The sequence below is a fragment of the Pseudomonas sp. BN102 genome (assembly GCF_029871245.1).
In the GTDB taxonomy this organism is placed as follows: domain Bacteria; phylum Pseudomonadota; class Gammaproteobacteria; order Pseudomonadales; family Pseudomonadaceae; genus Metapseudomonas.
Genome location: NZ_SSON01000077.1, coordinates 176,204 through 198,045 on the forward strand (window position 1 = coordinate 176,204; position 21,842 = coordinate 198,045).

15 protein-coding genes are annotated in these 21,842 nt (G+C 66.7%); 8 read left to right on the forward strand and 7 right to left on the reverse strand.

All coding sequences use genetic code 11. The features are described 5' to 3' along the window. Nucleotides 1-1,867, forward strand: a 1,867-nt coding sequence (locus E8F12_RS24855; protein WP_280327878.1) for a tandem-95 repeat protein, incomplete at its 5' end; no start/stop codon positions are given. Nucleotides 1,868-1,983: 116 nt separating this feature from the next. On the opposite strand, the gene E8F12_RS24860 is transcribed toward E8F12_RS24855, so the two are convergent. Next, nucleotides 1,984-2,514, reverse strand: coding sequence for a transposase (locus E8F12_RS24860; RefSeq protein WP_280327879.1), 531 nt, complete (start codon nt 2,512-2,514; stop codon nt 1,984-1,986). A 173-nt stretch (nt 2,515-2,687) separates the two neighbouring features. Further along, a complete protein-coding gene (locus E8F12_RS24865; protein WP_280327880.1) occupies nt 2,688-7,592 on the reverse strand; it encodes an alpha-2-macroglobulin in 4,905 nt (1,634 codons plus the stop codon). Between the two features lie 141 nt (nt 7,593-7,733). Here E8F12_RS24865 and E8F12_RS24870 point away from each other — a divergent pair, with 141 nt between their 5' ends. Together E8F12_RS24870 and E8F12_RS24875 are read left to right on the forward strand one after the other, a co-directional pair. Then, entirely contained in the window at nt 7,734-9,101 is a 1,368-nt protein-coding gene (locus E8F12_RS24870; RefSeq protein ID WP_280327882.1) for an MATE family efflux transporter, read from the forward strand. Between the two features lie 95 nt (nt 9,102-9,196). Continuing rightward, nucleotides 9,197-9,655 (forward strand): DUF2214 family protein, encoded by a 459-nt coding sequence (locus E8F12_RS24875; RefSeq protein WP_280327883.1) that lies wholly within the window; start codon nt 9,197-9,199, stop codon nt 9,653-9,655. Nucleotides 9,656-9,706: 51 nt separating this feature from the next. On the opposite strand, the gene E8F12_RS24880 is transcribed toward E8F12_RS24875, so the two are convergent. From E8F12_RS24880 to E8F12_RS24900, 5 genes are all read right to left on the reverse strand, one after another. Continuing rightward, a complete protein-coding gene (locus E8F12_RS24880; RefSeq protein ID WP_280327884.1) occupies nt 9,707-10,330 on the reverse strand; it encodes an NAD(P)H-dependent oxidoreductase in 624 nt (207 codons plus the stop codon). A gap of 170 nt (nt 10,331-10,500) precedes the next feature. Beyond that, nucleotides 10,501-12,414, reverse strand: coding sequence for an arginine decarboxylase (gene speA, locus E8F12_RS24885; RefSeq protein ID WP_280327885.1), 1,914 nt, complete (start codon nt 12,412-12,414; stop codon nt 10,501-10,503). Between the two features lie 133 nt (nt 12,415-12,547). Next, nucleotides 12,548-12,919: a translation initiation factor Sui1 gene (locus E8F12_RS24890; RefSeq protein ID WP_280327886.1), complete on the reverse strand. Its 372-nt coding sequence runs from the start codon at nt 12,917-12,919 to the stop codon at nt 12,548-12,550. Nucleotides 12,920-13,273: 354 nt separating this feature from the next. Continuing rightward, the gene (locus tag E8F12_RS24895; RefSeq protein ID WP_280327887.1) at nt 13,274-13,798 is read right to left on the reverse strand and encodes an NUDIX hydrolase; all 525 of its coding nucleotides are present in this window, start codon (nt 13,796-13,798) and stop codon (nt 13,274-13,276) included. Next, nucleotides 13,798-14,868 (reverse strand): DUF2333 family protein, encoded by a 1,071-nt coding sequence (locus tag E8F12_RS24900; RefSeq protein WP_280327888.1) that lies wholly within the window; start codon nt 14,866-14,868, stop codon nt 13,798-13,800. The genes E8F12_RS24895 and E8F12_RS24900 overlap by 1 nt, the downstream gene beginning before the upstream one ends. 293 nt (nt 14,869-15,161) lie before the next feature. On the opposite strand from E8F12_RS24900, the gene E8F12_RS24905 reads away from it, so the two are divergent. The 5 genes from E8F12_RS24905 (at nt 15,162) to accB (ending at nt 21,829) form a co-directional block, all read left to right on the forward strand. Then, nucleotides 15,162-16,778 carry a PleD family two-component system response regulator gene (locus E8F12_RS24905; protein ID WP_280327889.1) on the forward strand — a complete coding sequence of 539 codons (1,617 nt, stop codon included), beginning with the start codon at nt 15,162-15,164 and terminating at the stop codon, nt 16,776-16,778. Between the two features lie 131 nt (nt 16,779-16,909). Continuing rightward, complete coding sequence (locus tag E8F12_RS24910) at nt 16,910-18,874, forward strand: methyl-accepting chemotaxis protein (RefSeq protein ID WP_280327890.1); 1,965 nt, start codon at nt 16,910-16,912, stop codon at nt 18,872-18,874. 125 nt (nt 18,875-18,999) lie between these two features. Next, entirely contained in the window at nt 19,000-20,775 is a 1,776-nt protein-coding gene (locus E8F12_RS24915) for a protein-disulfide reductase DsbD (RefSeq protein ID WP_280327891.1), read from the forward strand. Between the two features lie 122 nt (nt 20,776-20,897). Further along, nucleotides 20,898-21,341 (forward strand): type II 3-dehydroquinate dehydratase, encoded by a 444-nt coding sequence (gene aroQ / locus E8F12_RS24920; protein ID WP_151137447.1) that lies wholly within the window; start codon nt 20,898-20,900, stop codon nt 21,339-21,341. Between the two features lie 26 nt (nt 21,342-21,367). Continuing rightward, on the forward strand, nt 21,368-21,829 hold the full coding sequence (gene accB, locus E8F12_RS24925) for an acetyl-CoA carboxylase biotin carboxyl carrier protein (RefSeq protein WP_280292572.1): 462 nt from the start codon (nt 21,368-21,370) through the stop codon (nt 21,827-21,829). Nucleotides 21,830-21,842 lie beyond the last annotated feature (13 nt).

Below are 21,842 nucleotides of genomic sequence, written 5' to 3' on the forward strand. Positions count from 1 at the left end.
CGACGGCGACAGCGTCAGCTATGCCCTGGGCGCGACCGCCGCCAGCCACGGCACGGTCACCGTCCACGCCGACGGCACCTTCGACTACACCCCGGTCGCCAACTACCACGGCAGCGACAGCTTCTCCTTCGTGGTCAGCGACGGCCTCGGCGGCAGCAACGAGTACACCTACGACCTGACTGTGAACTCGGTGAACGATGCCCCGGTCAACACCCTCCCCGGCACGCAAACTACTCCCGCTGGCACGCTCAAGACCATCAGCGGCCTGAGCATCGACGACCCGGACAGCGGTTCGGGCAACATGACCGTGAAACTCCAGGTAGCCCACGGCACCTTGTCCGCCCAGGCAGTCGCGGGTGGTGCCAGCCTCTCCGGCAATAGCAGTTCCCTGCTCACCCTCAGCGGCACTCTCGCCCAGATCAACACGACGCTGGCGGCCAACCTCGGCTACCTGTCCGCCGCCAACTTCAGTGGCGACGACACGCTGACCATGACCACCAGCGACGGCACTGCCAGTGACATTGACAGCCTGGGCATCGCGGTCACGCTGGTGAACAATCCGCCGGTGGCGACCAATGACAAAGTGATCGTGTCCAGCGGCACCCATGTGGTCATTTCCGTCGCCACCCTGCTTGGCAACGATTTCGATGTCGACGGCAGCTACCTGAGCATCACGGGACTCAATGGTGCCGGGTTGACCAACGTGACCAACCTGAAATTCGTAGACGGCAGCAACAAAAGCCTGATCGAGTTCGATACGGCCAGTGAGCAGACGGCCTTCGGTAGCTTCGCCTACACGCTGTCCGACAACATCGGTGGCGAATCGACGGGAACTGTCACCTTGGTCGGAAAGACCATCACCCTGGACACCGCCCAGGGCAGTAAAAACGATGCGGTCAACCTTGCCAGCGATGACTACCAAGCGTCGTTCATAGACGGAAGAACCGGCAACGATAACCTTACCGGCGGGGGTAGCGCGGTCGACCGTTTCATTGGCGGCAGCGGCAATGACACCTTGATTGGAGGAAGTGGTAGCGACAGCCTTCGCGGTGGCGCTGGCAACGATACGTTGGACGGTGGCGATGGGCTCGACATGCTCGACCTGTCCGATGCCACGGGCGCACTCACTTTCACGCTGTTTCAAAGTAGCGGCGACACGAACGTCAATCTTTCCGGCGTGGGGCTGGGGAACGACACCTACAAGAACATGGAGGGCGTGATTGGCACGGCCAATGGCGACACCCTGACCGGCAGCGGCGGCAACGACATCCTCCGCGGAGGTGGCGGCAACGATACGCTGGATGGTGGAGCGGGCAGCGACCTGCTCGACCTGTCCGACACCACGGGCCCGCTCATTTTCACCCTTAACCAAGGCACTAACCCCGCCGCCGGCAGCAATGGCTTCTGGAATACCGGAGGACTGCCTGGTGTCGGTGACGATTCCTACAAGAACATGGAAGGCATGATCGGTTCGGTCTTCAGCGACAGCCTGACCGGCAGCAGCGGCAATGACGTCCTGATCGGAGGCGTGGGCGCGGACCAGCTGACCGGCGGCCTTGGCGCCGATACGTTCAGGTACGCCAACCTCAGCGAGGGCGTCGACAGCATCCTCGACTACAGCTTCGAGGCCGGAGACAAGCTGGACTTCTCGGCGTTGCTCGGCAGCAGTGCTCCGGCCGGGGGGCTGGTGTCCGACTATGTCCACATCGTGCAGACCGGCGCCGACGCCAATGTGCTGGTGGATGTCGACGGCGCCGGGGCCGCTGCGGGCTTCGTCGAGGTGGCGACCCTGGTCAACGTTGAAATCACCGGGGGCAACCCGTTGCGGGCATCGTTCTGGGGTGGCGAACAGATCATTCCGGGGTGATGGGGCTGCCGGACAAACCCGGGGGACGGGGCGGCAGGATCGATCGCTTCCCCGGATTTCATCCGGGCTACGATCTTGCCGACCCACGTAGCCCGGATGAAATCCGGGGAGCGGACTCACTCTCCGGCACTGGCTACTTCCATTTCCACGCCCCCAGCCCAATCGGCAGGCAGCAGGCCCTGGCGGACGAACCGATGAAAGCTGGAGAGCGGCCAGTCACGTACGGAGCTCACCACGCCGTGCTTCACCGGATTGAAATGGATGTAATCCACATGGGCGGCATAGTCCCGCTCGTCGCGAATCATGTGCTCCCAGAAACGCCGCTGCCAGATATTGGCCTCCCCTTTCGCGTTGAACCTGAGGTCCACGTCGGACTGCTTGCGCAGCAGGGATACGAATCCCGACTTCAACATACGCACACGAGAAGAGAAGTCCGCATCTCCCTGCGGTAGCTCCATCAGCATATGAAGGTGATCGGGCAGGACCACGATGACAGGCAGCCTGAAGGGCTTTCGGATCATGACCTTCCTAATGGACTGGCGAAGGTCACCGCAGTATCTGACCAGCAGATCTCGACGCCTGTCCTGCAGCGCCAGCGTCAGGAAATAGCAGGCGCCGGGCACCCGAGACCTGCGGTAGCCGACCATTTTTCGACCTCCCTGTCGCACGATTTCCCGGATTTCATCCGGGCTACGAGTCTGCATTGACGTCATGCCGGAGACCGCACGTCCATCCGCTACACCCCATCCGCATTGGCACGGATGAACTCCCCTCTCCCTTCAGGGAGAGGGGCTGGGGGAGAGGGCTGTCGGGGTCTGCCCTATTTCCCCCTCACCACCAACTGCTCCGGCGCCTCGCCGAGTGCCTGCCAGTTCGGCCGGTACATGGACTCCACCGTGGGCGGCGGCACGCGGTAGGTGCCGGGGGTGACGGCGCGGGCCAGGTAGAGCAGGTGGGTGGTGTCGTATTCGTTCACATTCAGGGCGGCCACGTAGCGGTCGTCGCGGAATTCCTGGTGCTTGATGGCGGCGTTCTGCATGGACTTCTGCCACTCCTTCACCGCGCTGCTGGCGTCGTCCAGGCTGGCGGCGCTCTGGGCGAGGTTCTGGTTTTCGAGTTCCAGGCCGGCGGGCAGCAGGTCCACCACCAGGGCGTCGGGCACGCGTTCCTTGGCTTCGACGGCCAGGTGCACCAGCACCAGTTCGCCGCTCTCCAGGGCGTTCAGGTCGAGACGCTCCCCATCCACGCCGAGGAATTCGCGGCGGATGGTGAGGTTCTCGCCACCGGCAGGCGGCGCCATCAACGGGTAGCCGGAGAGGGTCAGTTGCTGGTAGAGCGGTTCGCTGCTGCCGGATTCGATGCGCAGCGGCTCGGCGAGCAGCGCGCTGTCCAGCTTGAGGCCCGGTTGCTGGTTGTTCAGCTCACGCTGCTGGTCGCCTGCGGTGAGCTTCGCGCTCCAGTTCGGTTCGGGCTTGGCCAGCAGACCGCGGCCGGCCAGGTACAGGGCATTGCGTTCCTGGGTGGAGAGCCACTGAGAGCCGGCCACCAGGTCGGCCAGTTCGAACAGCCGCTGTTCGCGGGCGTCCGCCGCGAGGTCGTGCTCTTCCAGCAGGGCGAGGATCAGCGCCTGGTCGCGCAGTGGGCTGCCGTAGTCGGCCAGCCAGTCACGGCTCTCGCGTTGCACCCGCAGGCCCAGTTGCAGGGCCTCATCGGCGCGCGGCGCGTCGCCCATCAGTTTGAAGGCGATCGCCAGCTGCACCAGCGGCAAGCCGGAGCGGGAGTCGGCGCGGCGCTCCCAGAGGCTGCGCAGGGCGCCGAGGGGCGCCTGCTGGCTGCGCGCCAGGACGTAGCCGGCGTAGGCCTGCACGGCGAAGCGGGTGTGGTCGGCGCTCTCGCTGTAGCTGACCTCGATCAGGCTGCGCTCCTGCAGGTAGCGCAGCAGGCGCTCGCTGGCCTTCTTCAGGGCTTCCGGCGGCACGGCGAAACCCTGGTCGCGGGCGCGCAGGAGGAAGTCGGTGACGTAGGCGGTCAGCCAGTACTCCTCTTCGCTGTCGGCGCTCCACAGGCCGAAGCTGCCGTTGTGGCGTTGCATGCCCAGCAGGCGCTCGATGCCGAGTTCGAGGGACTTGCGCCGCTGCTCATCGGGTTCGCCTTCCAGTCCCAGGCGCCTGAGCGACTCGGCGTCGGCGTAGAGCGAGGGGTAGAGGCCGCTGGTGGTCTGCTCGGCGCAGCCATAGGGGTAGGCCTTGAGGGCGCGGATCTGTTCGCCGAGGTTCAGCGGCGGACGGCTGGAGAGTTGCAGCAGGGCTTCGCGGCCGTCCGGCTCGAAGGCATTCAGGGTGCCAGCCGGCAGGTTCCAGGGCTCGCCCTTGAGGACGGCGCGGAACTGCCGAAGCTGCGCGGGATAGGCCGGGCGTATGCCGAGGGTCCATTCGCGGCTGAACGGCGGCAGGTTCTCCCCCGGCAGCTCCAGGCCGTTGACCCGTACCTTGAACACGCCCTGACCGTAACCGCCCAGCGCCCGCACCGGGATGCGCAAAGTGGTGCGCTGGCCGTCGGCGAGCTGGATCGGCGCCGTCTGGGCGCCGCCGCTCTGGGCCAGGTCGAGCTGACCGCCGCTCAGCAGTTCCACGTCCAGGCGCTGGGGCTTGCCGGACAGGTTGGTCAGGTCCAGCGCCAGGGTGCTCTGGTCGCCGCCGGCGAGGAAGCGCGGCGCGGCCAGTTCCGCCACCAGGGGCGCGGCGACCACGGTCTTGGCCTCGGCCATGCCGTAGCGCTCGTCGGTCCAGGCCTGGGCCATCAGGCGCAGTTCGCCGTTGAAGTCGGGAATGTCCAGGCTGACTTCGCCCTGGCCCTGGTCGTCCAGGGTCACCGGCGCGCTCTGCAGGGCGACTATGGTGACGCTGGTCTGCGGGCGCTTGCCGCCGCCGGCCAGGGCGGCGTCACCACCGAAGGCCAGGGAGGCGAGACGCCCTTGGCCGGCTTCGATCAGTTGGCCATAGACGTCGAGCTGGTCGGCGCCATAGGCCTTGCGGCCGAACAGCGCGGCGAAAGGGTCGGGGGTGACGTAGCGGGTGATATTGAGGATGCCCACATCCACCGCCGCCACCAGCACGCGTACCTGCTTGGGAATGCTGCCGTCGGCGTTCTTCGCCTGCACCTGGACCTTGAGCGGTTGCCTGGGGCGCATCTTTTCCGGCGCAGTCAGGGTCAGCGCCAGCTTGCGCGGAGCGCGCTCCAGCGGCAGATGCAACAGGCCCACGGCGCGCTTGGGCGTGACGCTGGCCTTGCGCTCGCCGGGGCGGATCACCAGGGCGCTGACGTAGAGATCATGGCGCGCCCAGGCCTTGGCCACCGGGATGTCGAAGGCCTTGCCGCCTGCCGGGACTTCGATGGGTTGCCACCAGAGCGGACCGTCGGCGGACTCCACCAGCAGGTAGCCGCTGCCGGCGCTGGGCGGGGTGATGGTGACCCTGGCGGTATCGCCTTCGGCGTAGGCCGGCTTGTCCAGCGCCAGCTTGACCTGGTCCGGACGCACGGCACCACCACCGGCGTTGTCCTGCCAGCGGTAGCCGGCCCAGAAGCGCAGGCTGCTGGTGATGCCGGTCTGCGGGTCTTCCACTTCCACCCGATAGGGGCCCCACTCCACCGGGAAGCTGACCTTGGCGGTGCCGCCGGCGGCCACCCGCACCTGTTCCTCGGCGAGGTTCAGGTACTTCTCGTTGAAGTGGTAGGTCCAGCCGTCGCTCTCGGAGAAGTTCCAGTAGTAATCGCGGCGCTCGCGCACCAGACGCACCTTGAGGTTGTCGGCGGCCAGCTTGTTGCCCGCGGGGTCGGCCACCAGCAGCTCGAATTCGGCCAGGCTGTCGGCGTCGGTTTCCTCGCCGTCGAACAAGGCACGCAGGCCCGGCAAGCGTTCGGCCGGCCAGACCGGCTGCACCAGGCGGCGGGTGATGGGACGGCCGCCGGACTCCTGCAGGCTGGCCTGGAGAATCAGTTGCAACGGCGACTTGGCATCGCGCCAGCGGGTCTCTATGTCCAGCCGGGTCTTGCCATCGGCGTCGAGCTGGGTCTCCTCCAGTTCGATGTCCTGCTTCAGCTCCTCTTCGGTCACCGAGCCGAACTGGTAGCCGGGCAGCGCCTTCACCGCCTCGCGCAGCGGGCGCACGTAGAGCTGGCCGCTCAGGCGGTTGCCGGATGCCGGCGCGCCGTACAGGTAGCGCCCCTGGACGTCGAAGCGGGCATTCTCGCCGGGAGCAAAGGGCCGGTCGCTGCCCTTGAGCTCCAGGGCCAGGCGTTCGGGGAGGAAGTCCTCCACCAGGAATTCATAGAGCTGCGGCTTGCCATCGCCCAGGTCGAAGAGCAGCTGCCAGCGCCCGGTCGGAGCTTCTGCGGCCAGCTGCAGCTGGTATTGGTAGAGCCCGCCCTCCCCGGCTTCCCAGACGAAGCGGCGGCTGACCTGCTCGTCCGGACGGCGCACTTCCACGGTCACCGGCTGGCCCGCCACCGCGCGGCCATCGACGTCACGCAGCAAGGCGTTGAGCAGCACGGTCTCCCCCGGGCGATAGAGATCGCGCGGGCCGAAGACGAAGAACTGCAGGGCATGGCTGGCCGGGCCGGCGATGTCGAACTCGGCCAGGTCCAGGGCCGGCGCGGCCAGACGCAACAGGCTGGTCTGCTCGCCCTGGCGAGCGATCAGCACTTCGGCCTTGGACGCCAGGGCCAGTTCGGCGTGGCCTTTGCCATCGGTCTTGCCCTGGGCCAGCACGCGGCCTTCGCCGTCCAGCAGTTCCAGCTCGATATCGCCCTGGGCGGCGCCGCCTTCCAGGGCCTGAGTGAAGACGTCCAGACGGTCGCGGTAACGGTGGGCGGACAGGCCGATGTCACTCAGGGTGAAGAGGGTCGCCGGGTTCGAATAGTCGTAGCTGCCGGCTTGTTTCATCACCGCCAGGTAGACGCCGGGCTGCTTCATGGGTTCGAGGCCGGCGATGGGCAGCAGCAGGGTTTCACGGGTATTGCGCGCGGGATTGAGGTCGAAGCGGCCGGTGTAGACCAGCTCGGCCATCTTCAGCAGCTCGCGGGATTCCCAGATATCCAGGGTGCCGCGCTTGCCCCAGCGAGCGAGGAAGCCGGGCAGCGCCTCGGCCTTGACCCGGAAGAAGTCGACATTGACCTTGTCGACGTTCAGCGCGATTACCGGCAGGCCCTCGGCCAGCCGGGTGGGCAGCAGCGAGCCGCGGCTGGCGAAGCCGACCGTGGCCTGCAGGTCGCGGGTTTCCAGGCGGGTGACGTGTTCCTCGGCGAGTCGGGCGTCATTCACCGCGTGCAGGCCGGGGTCGATGGTCAGCACCAGCTTGCGCTTGGGCTCCAGGTGGCGCAGGCGCAGCTCCATCAGGTTGTCGGAAAGCTCCCAGGCACCATCCACCTTGCCACTCGTGGTGTCCACCAGGTGCAGGCGCTCGGCGAACTTCTGCTCCGGGTCCAGCGGAACCGAGAAGGTCACCGACAAGGCGCTGGCGCCGTCGAGCTGGACCTCGGAAACGTCGATGACGTTCAGCTCGCGGCCGGCGTAGCGCTTGGCCAGGGCGGCGGTGTCGACAGCCGGGCGGGCCGCCTGCTGGGTGGCAGCGGGCGGTGCTTTGCTCGCCGGCTGCTCAGGGGTGGAGGAATCGCAGGCGCTGAGCAGGCTCAGCACCAGGGCCAGAAGTAGTCCTTTCTTCGGCATGGCGGGCTCTCGATGGGGAGTGCGTATAGGCCGCGAACTATAGACCAGCGCAGCGCTTCAGTGGTGTCTGGATGACGGCGGGAGCGATGCACCTCACGAATCCCAGCGCCGCTATACTGCGCGGCCTGACTGGAGCCCTGCATGAGCCTGTTCCTCGACGCCTGGCGGCATTCCCCGACCCACAGGAAGGTCTGGGCGCTGGCCGCCCCCATGATCCTCTCGAACATTTCCGTGCCCATGGTGGCGCTGGTGGACAGCACGGTGGTCGGCCACCTGCCCCACGCCCACCAGTTGGGCGCGGTGGCAGTGGGCAGCACCCTCTACACCCTGATGATCGGCGTGCTCGGTTTCCTGCGCATGGGTACTACCGGTTTTGCCGCCCAAGCCGCCGGACGCGCCGATGGTGGCGCGCTGCGTCAGGTATTGCTGCAGGGCCTGGGGTTGGCAGTGATGCTGGCGGTGCTGCTGGGCCTGCTGGCGGTCCCCTTCAGCGACTTCGCCCTGGCGCTGATGACGCCCTCTGCGGAGTTGGGCCAGTTGACCCGCGAATTCTTCCACCTGCGCCTGCTGGGCCTGCCGGCGGCGCTGGCCAACTACGCCCTGGTGGGCTGGTTCCTCGGTACCCAGAACGCCCGCGCGCCGCTGGCGATCCTGTTGACCACCAACCTGATCAACGTCGCCCTGGCGCTGTGGTTCGTGCTGGGGCTGGACTGGGGTGTGGCCGGCGCCGCCAAGGCGGCGGCGGTGGCCGAGTGGTGCGGAGCGCTGACTGGCCTGGCGCTGACCCGCGGGGCCCTGCGGCGCAAACCCGGCCACATCGACTGGCCGGCGCTGCGGCTCTGGCGCACCTGGCGGCCACTGCTGGCGGTGAACCGCGACATCTTCATCCGCTCCCTGGCGCTGCAACTGGTGTTCTTCATGTTGACGGTGCAGGGCACCCGCCTGGGCGATGCCACGGTGGCGGCCAACGCCCTGTTGCTCAATGGCCTGCTGGTGACGGCCTACGCCTTGGATGGGCTGGCACACGCGGTGGAGGCCCTGTGCGGCCACGCCATCGGGGCGCAGGACCGCGCCGGCCTGCGCCGCGCGCTGCTGGTGGCCGGGGGCTGGTCACTGCTGGCGAGCCTGGCCTTCGCGCTGTTCTTCCTGGTCGGCGGCGGACTGTTCATCGACCTGCAGAGCGATATCGCGGAGGTGCGCGCGGTCGCCCACCTCTACCTGCCCTACCTGGCTGCGCTGCCCCTGGTGGCCGTCTGGAGCTACCTGCTGGACGGCCTCTTCATTGGCGCCACCCGCGCCCGGGAGATGCGCAACGCCATGCTGGTGGCGGTGGCGCTTAGCCTGCCGCTGGGATGGGGGCTACAGTTTCTCGGCAACCACGGACTTTGGCTGGCCTTCCTCGCGTTCATGCTGTTGCGCGGGATCAGCCTGGGCAGCCTGGCCTGGCGTCTGAACGAGCGCGATGCCTGGTTCACCGGCACGCACGCACAAGGAGCGGAGCGAATGTAGTGCGATGCCGGGCAGACCGGCCGCAAGCGGGGCAAGCCCAGCCCCGCCAAGGATGACCATAACCACAACCGACCTGATGACCTGAAGGAGTTCCCATGGGACAAGCCGTCGCCGCGTACCTGCATTTCCTGTCGATCTTCGTACTGTTCGCCCTGCTCACCCTCGAGCACCGCCTGTTCAAGCTGCCCCTGGACCTGGAGCGCGCCCGCAGCCTGGTGCGCATCGACATGGCCTACGGCCTCAGCGCCGGAGCGGTGCTGGTCACCGGCCTGGCGCGGGTGTTCTGGTATGGCAAGGGGGTGGACTACTACCTGCACAACTCGGTGTTCCACGCCAAGATGGGGCTGTTCGTGCTGATCGCCACGCTCTCCAGCTACCCCACCTTCGTCTTCCTCAACTGGCGCAATACCCTGAAGGCCGGCCAGGTGCCGGAGCTGAGCCCGCGCAAGGCGAAACTGGTGATCATGACCATCCGCCTGGAACTGCTACTGGTGCTGATCATGCCGCTGCTGGCGGCGCTGATGGCGCGGGGCTTCGGAGTGATCGGGAGCTGAGCTGGCGCCGTTGGGCTTCGCGTAGCTCAACGGAACGCCGCCCGGCCCAACCTACACGAGCACGTCAGGGTAGGGTTCGGCGGCGAACACCGGGTTGAAGGACAATCGCTCCCGCGCCTGCTGCAGGGCGGTAGCCACCTCCACCTCACCACCCGCCAGGCCCTGCAAGTGGATGTACTCCACATGGTGCAGGCCAATGATGCCCAGCACATGGCGCAGGTAGGGGGAGAGGAAGTCCATCTGCTTGGCCTTGGCCCCCAGGTAATGCCCGCCGGAACTCAGCACCACGAAGGTGGGCCGATCCTCCAGCAGCCCGATGCGCTGGCCATCGTGAATCTCGAAGGTGCGGCGGATGCGCACCACGTAGTCCAGCCAGAGCTTCAGCGCCGCCGGCACCATGTAGTTGTGCATCGGGGTGGAGATCAGCAGGTACTGGCTGGCCTCCAGCTCGCCGATCAGCTGCTCGGAGAGGAGGAAGGCCTCCTCCTCGCAGTTGGACTTGCCCACCACCGCCTCGGCATAGCCGGCGCAGAGTGGCGGCAGCGGGTCGCGCACGAGGTTGCGCACCGTCACTTCGGCTTTCGGGTGGATACGCCGGGCCATTTCCCGCGCCAGCTGGCCGCCGGGCGAGGCCTGGTCGTTGGGGCTGCATTCGATCAGAAGGACGCGTGGCACAGGCAAGCTCCCGACAGATTGAGAAAGGCTGGCGGAAATGAAAGCGCTGAATGGAGGAATTTGCCAGGGGGCTCGTCGGGTCATGGACGCGGCTCGCTCCTACAGAGAAGGATCCCGTCTCCCATGAAAAAGCCCGGCACAAGGCCGGGCTTTTTCATTCAGCGCTGCCGTCAGGACGAGAGGTAGGAGGAGCGGGTCAGCCCCAGGCGCAGCGCGTCGACGTACTGGGTGCGCTCGCGCGGGCTCAGCTTGGCGCTGGAGACCTTGTCGCGGTAGTGCGCCATCAGCTCCTCCGGTGACAGGTGCACGTAGCGCAGCATGTCTTCGATGGTGTCGTGAGTCTCGATGCCGGCGTGGTACACGCTGCCGTCCTCGCGCTGGTAGACGTTCACCGAGTCGGTGTCGCCGAACAGGTTGTGCATGTCGCCGAGGATTTCCTGGTAGGCGCCCACCAGGAACACGCCCAGCAGGTAGTCCTCACCCTCGCGCACCTCATGCACGGGCATGCTGGTCTCGATGCTCTGCTCGTCGACGTACTGGTTGATCTTGCCGTCGGAGTCGCAGGTCAGGTCCTGCAGCACGGCACGGCGCAGCGGTTCTTCGTCCAGGCGGTGCAGGGGGATGATCGGCAGCACCTGGTCGATGGCCCAGGTGTCCGGCAGGCTCTGGAACACCGAGAAGTTGCAGATGTACTTCTCCGCCAGCTTGTCGTTCAGCTCGTCGAGCACCTGGCGATGGGAACGCTGGCGTGCCTTGAGCTGGTTGTGCAGGCGGCGGCAGATGGCGAAGTAGGTCTGCTCGGCCAGGGCCTTCTCAGCCAGGGTCAGCTTGCCTTCGGCGTACTGCGCAGCAACGTCACTCATGTAGTGGGTGGCGCGCCAGTAGGTCTCGGTGACCATCTCGGCGTCGGTCGGCGCCAGGAGCTCGGCGAGCCAGCGTACGGCCTCGGGCAGTGCCTCGATATCCTCGATCTTCGGCACTTCGTCGTTGTGGCGCTCGACGTCGGTCACCTGCATCACCAGCACGGCGTGGTGCGCGGTCATGGCGCGGCCGCTCTCGGAGAAGATGTGCGGGTGCGGCAAGCCCTGGGCGTCGCAGAACTCCTTGAGCATGCCCACCACCACGCCGGCATAGTCGTCCATGTCGTAGTTGATCGAGCTGGCGTTGCGCGAGTGGGTGCCGTCGTAGTCGACGCCCAGGCCGCCACCGACGTCGATGTGGTCCACCGGCAGGCCGAGGCTGCGCAGTTCGGCGTAGTAGCGGATGGCTTCCTTGAAGCCGTGCTGGTAGTCGGCCAGGTTGGCGATCTGCGAGCCCATATGGAAATGCAGCAGGCGCACGCCCTGGTCCAGGCCGGCCTCACGGAAGCGCTCGACCACCGAGAGGATCTGCGCGGCGGACAGGCCAAACTTGGACTTCTCGCCGCCGGTGTCGGCCCACTTGGACGAGGCCAGGGACGACAGCCGCACGCGCAGGCCCACCTGCGGCGCTACCTTGAGCTCGGCGGCGACGTCGATGACGAATTGGACCTCGGCTTCCTTCTCGATGACGATGAAGACGTTGTGGCCGAGCTTCTGGCCCATCAGCGCCAGACGGATGAACTCGCGGTCCTTGTAGCCGTTGCAGACGATGGTGCCGCCCTTGGGCGCCAGCGCCAGCACCGCCAGCAGCTCGGGCTTGGAGCCGGCTTCCAGGCCGATGGAGACGTTCTGGGTGGCGATGATGTTCTCCACCACCGCCTCCTGCTGGTTGACCTTGATCGGGTACAGGGCGGTGTAGCGGCTCTGGTATTCCAGGCGTTCGATATTGGCGTCGAAGGCGCCGGTCAGCTGGCGCACGCGCTCTTGCAGGATGTCCGGGAAGCGCACCAGCAGCGGCAGGCTGAGACCCGCCTCGCGCAATTTTTCTACCTGCTCGAAGAGGTCGAACGGCGCGCTCTGCGGGCCGCGCGGGCGAACTTCGACGCGGCCGGCTTCGTTGATCGCGAAAAAGCCGGCACCCCAGTGGCGAATGCCATAGACACTGCGGCTGTCGGCCACGGTCCAGCTGCTGCCATCGTCCTTGCGCGTGCGTCGTGCAGACATCGGTTTCCCCCTGTGGGATAGAAAAGTGCCAGGCCCGCCGGATCGTGCCGGGCGGGCTTGGAAAGGTTAATTCGGTCGTGTGACGTTGGAGTGTTGACCGCGTTTTCCTGCGGTCAGTTTAGAAAGCCGTGGCTCAGCCGCCGGATTTCTTGGCCTTGAAGCCGCGCTTGGCGAGTTCTTCAAGCAACAGGTCCACGTGGTCGCCCTGGATCTCGATCACGCCGTCCTTCAGTGCTCCACCGGTTCCGCAGCGGCGCTTCAACGCGCTGGCGAGCTCCTTCAGGGCGTCTTCGGCCAGCGGCACGCCGCTGACGCTGGTGACGGTCTTGCCGCCACGGCCCTTGGTTTCCCGGCGCACTCGGGCAATGCCGTCGCCAGCAGGCACAGTGGCTTGCTTGCAGATGCAGGCATCGAGGGGCTGGCGGCATTCCGGGCAGTGCCGGCCGCTGTCGGTGGAGTACACCAAACCGCCGAGGGCGGCAAAGGACGAAGCTTTCTTGACCACCGGCTTTCCTCGTAGGGGTCAGGATAGCGACTGGTCGGCGGGGTGCCGACCGCGAAGCCCCACTCTGGCAGGGGCAGCGCAGCCTGGCCGGGAGGCCAGGGTTGAAAGGGGGCGAAATTTAGCAGCATTCGCGGCGAATGCTAAGTACGAAAATGCGCCATTGATCGACAAAATGGCGACTCCGTGCAGCATCCCGCACGAAAAGGTCCGGGATTCTGCACAAACCCGCGCCGCGCGCGGCTTTGGTGCGCCTTTCGTAGGTTGAGCCGGGCGGCGTTCCGCTGAGCTACGCGAAGCCCAACGGCCGGGGTTGCCGGAAATTCATTCGTTGGGCTTCGCTGCGCTCTGCCCAACCTACAAGGTTTGGAGGTACAGCTGCAGCGCCTTGAGCGAATCCGGGCAGCAGGGGCTCTGCGCCAGCGCCTCGTCCACGGTCATGAAACGCGCCTCCAGCACTTCTTCCGGCTGCAGCTTCAGCGGCGCGTCGGAGACGGCGGAGAAGACCGCGCCCCAGAGGCGGTTGCCCGGCTCGTCGAAGAAGAAGCGGCCATGCTCGCACAGGGGCACGCCACTGACGCCGAGCTCTTCCTCCAGCTCGCGGGCGGCGGAATCAGCGTAGTCCTCGCCTTCCTGCACCATGCCGCCGGCCGCCACATCCCAGTAGCCCGGATAGAGCGCCTTGCTCAGGGTGCGGCGATGCACACAGAGCTGGCCGGCGGAATTGAACAGCAGGATGAAGGTTCCGCGGGAGATCAGTCCGCGCTCGCGCAGCTCGGCGCGCGGCAGGCCGCCGAGAGGGCGGTCCTGCTCGTCGACCCAGGCCACTTGTTCGGCGTCGGAGGCGGCGCGGTGGGCCGCCTCGCGTTCGTCGATGGCCATCAGCCCTGCTCCAGCAGCTGGCGCAGGTCGATTACCGCCGCGTTGGCACGGGAGATGTAGTTGGCCATCACCAGGGAATGGTTGGCCAGCACGCCGTAGCCGCTCCCGTTCAGCACCATGGGGCTCCACAGGGGCTCCTGGGCCGCCTCCAGCTCGCGGATGATCTGGCGCACGCTGATGGTGGCGTTCTTCTTCGCCAGCACGTCGGCGAAATCGACCTCGATGGCGCGCAGGATGTGGGACAGCGCCCAGGCCTGGCCACGGGCTTCATAGAAGACGTTGTCGATCTGCAGCCACGGGGTCTCGACGATTTCCTCGCTCACTTCCGGCACCTTGCCGGTGGCGACGGCCGCTTCCGGGGTGATGTCGGTGTTCAGGCGCACCCGGCCGACGCTGGCGGAGAGGCGCTGGGACAACGAACCGAGGCGGGTGGCGACGTCGCCCAGCCAGTTGTTCAGGTTGTCGGCGCGGGTATAGAACTGCGCGTTTGGCTGATTGGGGTTAGCCAGTCGGGCCAGGTAACGATCCAGCGAGCGGATGCCATCCTGATACTCGGACTCGGAAGCGGGCAGCGCCCAGCTCTTGTTGTCGAAGTTGAAACGCGGCTCGGCCTTGGCCAGGTCCGGGTCTTCGGTGGACTGCGACTGGGAACGGGCGAAGTCCTTGCGCAGGGCGCGGGACAGGTCGCGCACCTGGACCAGCACGCCGTACTCCCAGCTGGGCATGTTGTCCAGCCACAGACCGGGGGGCGCAAGGTCGTTGGACACATAGCCGCCGCTCTTGTCGAGCAGGGTCTGGGCGACCGTCTTGAGGGTTTCCACCGTGGTGTAGCCGCTGACCATCTGCCGCCCCGCCCGCTCGGCGGCAGCCTGAGCATTCTGCTGTACCGGGAGGAGATCGGGCTCGCGGCTCCAGTACCAGCCCACCACCACGCAGGCCAGCAGGTAGACCACCAGCAGGCTGGCGAGGGCACGGCTCAGCCAGATACCGCCCAGGTAGCTACGCACGTCGTCAACCGAATCATCGACGCGGTCACGCGCGTCCCCCATACGCTTCTTCCAGTCCAGCATGGCAGTGTCCTTCAAGTTTCGATCAGCACGGATAAGGTTCGACCACGATCCGCCGCGGTGGTTGTGGCCGAGCCCAGCACTATAAGGGAAGCGCGACCGCCGCGCAGTGGCGGCGGGCCAAACCATCAGCCGGTGTGCCGGTCCTGTAAACCTCCGGGTCGCAAATTGACGACATCTACCCGGAGCATGTGGCAATAGCGGGACAGATGACACTAGCGTACTCGTCACAAGGTGATAGCATGGCGCCATCATTCTGGTCGCCGCCAGGCGACACCCCCTCAAGAAGCCGGGCCATGACCGAGCACGAAGATCCGAGCCGCGACCGCCTCAAGAATCACTTCGCCCAGCGCGTCATCAACCAGGCCCGGCATGTGCTGGAGATCTGGCAGCGCCTGCAACGCAGCGAGTGGAGCCTGGCCTGCATGACCGAACTGGCTGAGGCCAGCCTCAACCTGCAGCGCTACGCCGAACGCTTCGAGCAGACCGAGCATAGCCGCCTGGCGGTGGCCATCGGCGACTGCCTGCGCGGCGTGGAGGAGAATCGCGGTCGGCTGTCCAGCGACCTGATCACCGAACTCAGCCTGCTGATGCAGCGCCTCTCGCGCACCGGACTGCGCCACGGCGACCAGTTCGAACAGACCTTCCTGCCGCCCCTGCGCAAACCGGTGTACCTGGCGCTGCAGAGCGAGGACCGCGCCGGGCGCCTGGCCCAGCAACTGGAGTTCTTCGGCCTCAACGCCCAACGCCTGGACAGCGCCAGCGCCTTCCGCGCGGCCATGGCCGAACGGCACCCGGCTGCCATCGTCCTGGAAGTGGATTTCGCCGGACCGGGCCAGGGCCTGGAGCTGGCGCGGGAGGCCCAGCAGGGGCTGGAGCAGAAGCTGCCGATCATCTTCTTCAGCCACGAGGAAACTGATGCCCCGACCCGCCTGGCGGCCGTGCGCGCCGGCGGCCAGGAATTTTTCACCGGCGCCCTGGACGCCTCCACCCTGCTGGAAAAGCTCGAGACCCTGACCCGCACCGCCCACTACGACCCCTTCCGGGTGCTGATAGTCGACGACTCCCGCGCCCAGGCCACCCATACCGAGCTGATCCTCAACTCCGCCGGCATCGTCACCCGGGTCATCACCGAGCCGGTGCAGACCCTGCTGGCCCTGGCCGACTTCCAGCCCGACCTGATCATCCTCGACATGTACATGCCCGAGTGCCTGGGCACCGAGCTGGCCAAGGTGATCCGCCAGCACGAGCGTTACGTCAGCGTGCCGATCATCTACCTGTCCGCCGAGGACGACCTGAACAAGCAGCTGGACGCCATGAGCGAAGGCGGCGACGACTTCCTCACCAAGCCGATCAAGCCGCGCCACCTGATCGCCACGGTTCGCACCCGCGCCACCCGAGCGCGCAGCCTGAAGGCGCGCATGGTCCGTGACAGCCTCACCGGTCTGTTCAACCACACCCATACCCTGCAGCTGCTGGAAGACGCCAGCTCCAGGGCGCGGCGCGACGGCAAGCCGCTGTGCTTCGCCATGCTAGACATCGACCACTTCAAGAAGGTCAACGACACCTACGGCCACCCCATGGGCGACCGGGTGATCAAGAGCCTGGCCCTGTTCCTCAAGCAACGCCTGCGCAAGACCGACCACATCGGCCGCTACGGCGGCGAGGAATTCGCCGTGGTGCTGCCGGACACCGACCTGGAAGCCGCGCACCGGGTGCTGGAGGAGATCCGCCGGCGCTTCGCCGAGATCCGCTACCCGGCGCAGCCCCACGATCTGTCCTGTACCTTCAGCTGCGGCATCGCCCAGCTGCATGACGGCCTGGACATCAACCAACTGTCCAAGCAGGCGGACGAAGCGCTCTATTGCGCCAAACACAGCGGACGCAACCGGGTGGCGCTGCACCACGACTGACCCCTGCCGTCACAGGATTGTCACTAAACAGCAATATCATCTGGCCATCTCTCAGAGCCCGTTCGCGGCCCCGCAGATGCCCAGGCATACAGCGCGGACCCTGGACAGGCTGATTGTCTGCCGAGGTTCCGATGCGCCTGAAACTGCTCACCAACCTGATAACCCTGCTGCTGGTCACCGTGTGCCTGGCGTTGGGGGCGACCCTCTGGTGGTCGCAACAGGCCCTGGAGCGACCCTACCAGCTGATGGAGCAGTACCTGGAGCTGGCCCAGCGCTTCCGCGGCGAGGTGGCGGACAACGTCCAGGCCTACCTCACGAACGGCGACGCCTTGCGCCACAGCGCCGCAAGCCAGGGCATCGACAGCCTGGAACAGCGCCTCGGCCAACTGCCCGCCGAACTCACCGATGAATTGCTGCCGAGCTTCAATGATCTGCGCGAATTCACCCGTGGCGAACTGCTGGCCGCCGGCAAGCTGGCGGGCGACCCGCAAGGACTGCTGATCCAGGCCGAGCGGGAGATCGCCGGCGCCCTCGACCAGTTGGCCCAGTACGCCGACTCGGGCAGCACGGCGGCCGCCGCCGACTACCGTGCGCCGCTGTTCGCCGCCGCCCAGCACCTCAACCGCCTGAGCCAAGCCCGCGCCAAGCTGGTGGCCAGCGGTCGCGACGACCTGGCCGCCGACGTCCTGCGCGAACTGGAAGCCCTGGGCCACGACAGCGTCCGGCTGGAGCAGTTACCTCTGCTCGGCGTGGCCGATAGCGGCAGCTCGGCAGCCGACGACTTCGCCGCGATGATGGGCCTGGAAAGCAGCAGCGAAGCCGGCCAGGCCGAGGACCGCGGCGCCGCCCTCAAGCGTGAGCTGGCGGGCCTCCTCAAGCGCTACCCCGACGAACTGGCGCGCACCCGCGAACTGATCCAGCGCCGCGCCGAGTTGGTCGCCACGACCGCCCAGCGGGTGGATGCCCTGCAAGCGGCGCTCGCCGCCCTGGAGCCCCAGGTGCGCGCCGAGCACGGCCGCATCCAGGGCGAGGTTCGGCTGATCCAGGGTCTGATGATCGGCCTGATCCTGCTCATCGCCCTGTCCATCGACCGCATCCAGCGTCGCCTGACCCAGGTGCTCGGTCGGCTGGTTGGCGCCCTGGGAGCCTGGGCCGACGGCGATTTCAGCCAGCCTATGGCGCTGGGCTCCAGCACTCGCGACCTGCGCCTGATCGAAGACTCCCTCAACCGCCTCCGGGACTATCTGGGCGAACTGGTGGGCACCATCCGCCAGCACGCCGAACAGGTGGCCGGCAGCAGTAGCTCCCTGGCCGAACTGAACAACGGGCTGCACGCCGGGGCCGAGGACCAGGCCGGCGGCACCGCACAGATCCGCGACGCCCTGGGCGAACTGGAAAGCACTATCCAGCAGGTGGCCGCCGACGCCAGCCTGGCCGCAGATGCCAGCCGCGACGCCGGGCGCGCCGTGGAACAAGGCCAGAGCGTGATCGACCAGAGCCTGGCCGGGCTGCACCAACTGGTGGGCGAGGTGCAGAACAACGCCCAGGCGGTGGAGCGCCTGGCCGAGGAAACCGAGACCATCGACAAGGTCCTGACGGTCATCCGCGGCATCGCCGAGCAGACCAACCTGCTGGCGCTCAACGCGGCCATCGAGGCCGCCCGCGCCGGTGAAATGGGCCGCGGTTTCGCCGTGGTCGCCGACGAAGTCCGCTCCCTGGCCCAGCGCACCGCCGGCGCCACCGCCGAGATCCAGCAACTGATCGCGCGCCTGCAGCAGGCTGCGCGGCAGTCGGTGGACGCCATGCGCGTCCAGGTGGAGCACGCCGAGACCAGCGCCGAGCAGGCCGCCGCTGCCGATGGCGCGCTGGTGGAAGTGGTCAGCGCCATCCGCACCATCGCCAGCATGGCCGAGCGCATCGCCGACGCCACTGCCCAGCAGAGCGACGCGGTCCGCGATATCCGCGACCACAGCGAGCAGATCCACCAGCAGGGTGGCGACAACCTGGCACGCATCGGCGAAAGCCGTAGCCAGGGCGAGCGCCTGCTGCGCCTGGGCGGTCAACTGCACACGGCGGTGCAGGCTTTCCGCGTCTGAGGCGCGACCTATTGTCGCGCCTGGGCCCCTACATCAACGTGGGACAAAGCTGCTTACAGCTGCGAACCTGCAGGAAAGGCCCGAGGTTCGCTATGATGCGGGCACTTTCCGACCAAGAGATCTCCATGCGCCGCCTGCTTAGCCTGATCCTGCTGCTGGTGGCCCTGCCCGTCGCCGCAGGGTTGCTGGACAACCGCCCGAGCCCGAACCTGGGAGCGTCCCTCAATAACAGCGGCGACTTCCTGCCGGTACGCGAGGCCTTCCGCCTCAGCCTGGTGGAGAGCTCACCGACCTCGGTGAAGCTGCGCTTCACCAATGCCGAGGGCTACTACCTCTATCGCCATCGTTTCCAGTTCCGTGCCGAACCCGCCGACAGCGGCCTGGGCCAACCGGCGCTGCCCGCCGGCAAGCAGAAGACCGACGAATACTTCGGCGAGGTCGAGGTGTACTACGGCGTACTGGACGTCGACCTGCCCATCGACCCCGCGCGCAAACCGCCGGCCGAACTGCGGGTGACCTACCAGGGCTGCGCCGACAAGGGCCTGTGCTACCCGCCGGAAACCGAAGTGCTCAAGCTGGCCGAGGGTGCGCCCACCAATGGCGGCAGTGAGATTGGCAACGCCGGTGGCAAGGGCTGGAACTGGCACGAACTGGCGCTGTTCTTCCTCGCCGGCCTGGGGCTGACCTTCACCCCTTGCGTATTGCCGATGCTGCCGATCCTCTCCGGCGTGGTCCTGCGCGGCCAGGCGGGCGGTGGCCGCGGCCTGGTGCTGTCGCTCGCCTACGTGCTGCCAATGGCCGCCTGCTTCGCCCTGCTGGGCGCACTGATGGGGGTATTCGGCGCCGAACTCAACCTCCAGGCGCGGCTGCAGTCGCCCTGGGTACTGGTGCCCTTCGCCGGCTTCTTCACCTTCTTCGCCCTGGCCATGTTCGGCCTCTATGAGCTGCGCCTGCCGCGCTTCATCAGCGGCCCGCTGGATACCTTGGCAGGCAGCACCAAGGGTGGCTCGATCTGGAACGCGGCCCTGCTCGGCGTGCTCTCCAGCCTGCTGGTATCACCCTGCGTGTCCGCTCCCCTGGCCGGCGCCCTGCTCTACATCAGTGCAAGCGGCGACGCCCTGGGTGGCGGTCTGAAGCTCTTCGCCCTCGGCCTCGGCATGGGCGCACCCCTGGTGCTCTTCGCCACCGGCGGCGGCGCACTGCTGCCCAGGGCCGGCCAGTGGATGGTGGCCGTGCGCAACGCCTTTGGCGTGCTGCTCCTGGCGGTAGCCGTGTGGATGCTCGAACGGGTCCTGCCCGGCCCGCTGGCCCTCGGCCTCTGGGGCCTGCTGGCAGGCGGCGCTGCACTCTTCCTCGGCGCCCTGGAATTCACCCCCAAGGCGCCCCGCGAGCGCCTGGCGCAACTGGCCGGGCTAGTGCTGCTGGTCTATGCGGTAGCCGCCTGGACCGGCGCCCTCAAGGGCGAGTCCGACCCACTGCGCCCCCTCGGCCGTGTGCACCTTGCTGGTGCGCCGGCAACCGTACCGGCTGACGACCAGTGGCAGACCATCAAGACCCCGGCGCAACTCGACGCCGCCCTGAGCGACGCCAAGGCTTCTGACCAGCCGCTGTTGCTGGACTGGTATGCCGACTGGTGCATTAGTTGCAAGGTCATCGAGCGTGAAGTGCTCACCGCCACGGAGGTGACCTCGCAACTGGGCGGCTACCGACTGATCCGCTTTGACATGACCGAAAGTAACGCCGAACAGCGCGCGCTGCTCGACCGCTACAAGCTGTTCGGCCCGCCCGCCATCCTGTTCTTCGATGGCAAGGGTGACGAATTGGCCGATCTGCGTGTCGTAGGTGAAGTCGATGCCAAGGCCTTCGCCGCTCGTCTGCAACAGGTGAACGCATCGCACTGATGCATGTAACGTCATATATTTGCCGTAATCACCGGGCATCTTGTCGACTATTGTTGACAACTGGACAGCCTTTTCGGCTTTCCGGCATAGTGCCGCCTCGCCTCCAATAAGGATCAAACAGCATGGCCACCTTGCTCGTCTTGCATGGCCCCAACCTCAACCTGCTGGGCACCCGCGAGCCCGACAAGTACGGCGCAACCACCCTGGCCGAGATCAACCAGGATCTGGAGCGGCGCGCCCGTGAGGCCGGCCATCACCTGATGTATCTGCAGAGCAATGCCGAGTACGAATTGATCGATCGAATCCACGCTGCCCGCGGCGAGGGAGTGGACTTCATCATCATCAATCCTGCTGCTTTCACGCATACAAGTGTCGCCCTACGTGACGCGATGCTCGCAGTGAGCATCCCATTCATCGAAGTGCACCTGTCCAACGTGCACAAACGAGAACCTTTCCGCCATCACTCCTACTTCTCCGACGTGGCAGTGGGAGTGATCTGCGGTCTGGGCGCCACCGGCTACCGCCTGGCCCTGGACGCGGCGCTAGAACACCTTGAACGCCCCTGACCTCACCCCTTGGGAGTTGATGATTAATGGATATCCGTAAAGTCAAGAAACTGATCGAACTGCTGGAAGAATCCGGTATCGACGAGCTGGAGATCCGCGAGGGCGAAGAGTCCGTGCGCATCAGCCGCCACAGCAACAAGGCCTTCGCCGGCCAGCCGATCTACGCTGCCGCTCCCGCTCCGGTAGCCGCCCCGGTTGCCGCTGCAGCCCCGGTCGCCGCCGAAGCCGCCGCTCCGGCCGCGCCGAAGCTGAACGGCAGCGTGGTGCGCTCGCCGATGGTCGGCACCTTCTACCGTTCGCCGTCCCCGACCACCGCTTCCTTCGTCGAAGTCGGCCAGAGCGTGAAGAAAGGCGACATCCTCTGCATCGTCGAAGCCATGAAGATGATGAACCACATCGAGGCCGAGACCAGCGGCGTGATCGAATCCGTCCTGGTGGAAAACGGTCAGCCGGTTGAGTACGACCAGCCGCTGTTCACCATCGTCTGAACCGCGGAGAGCC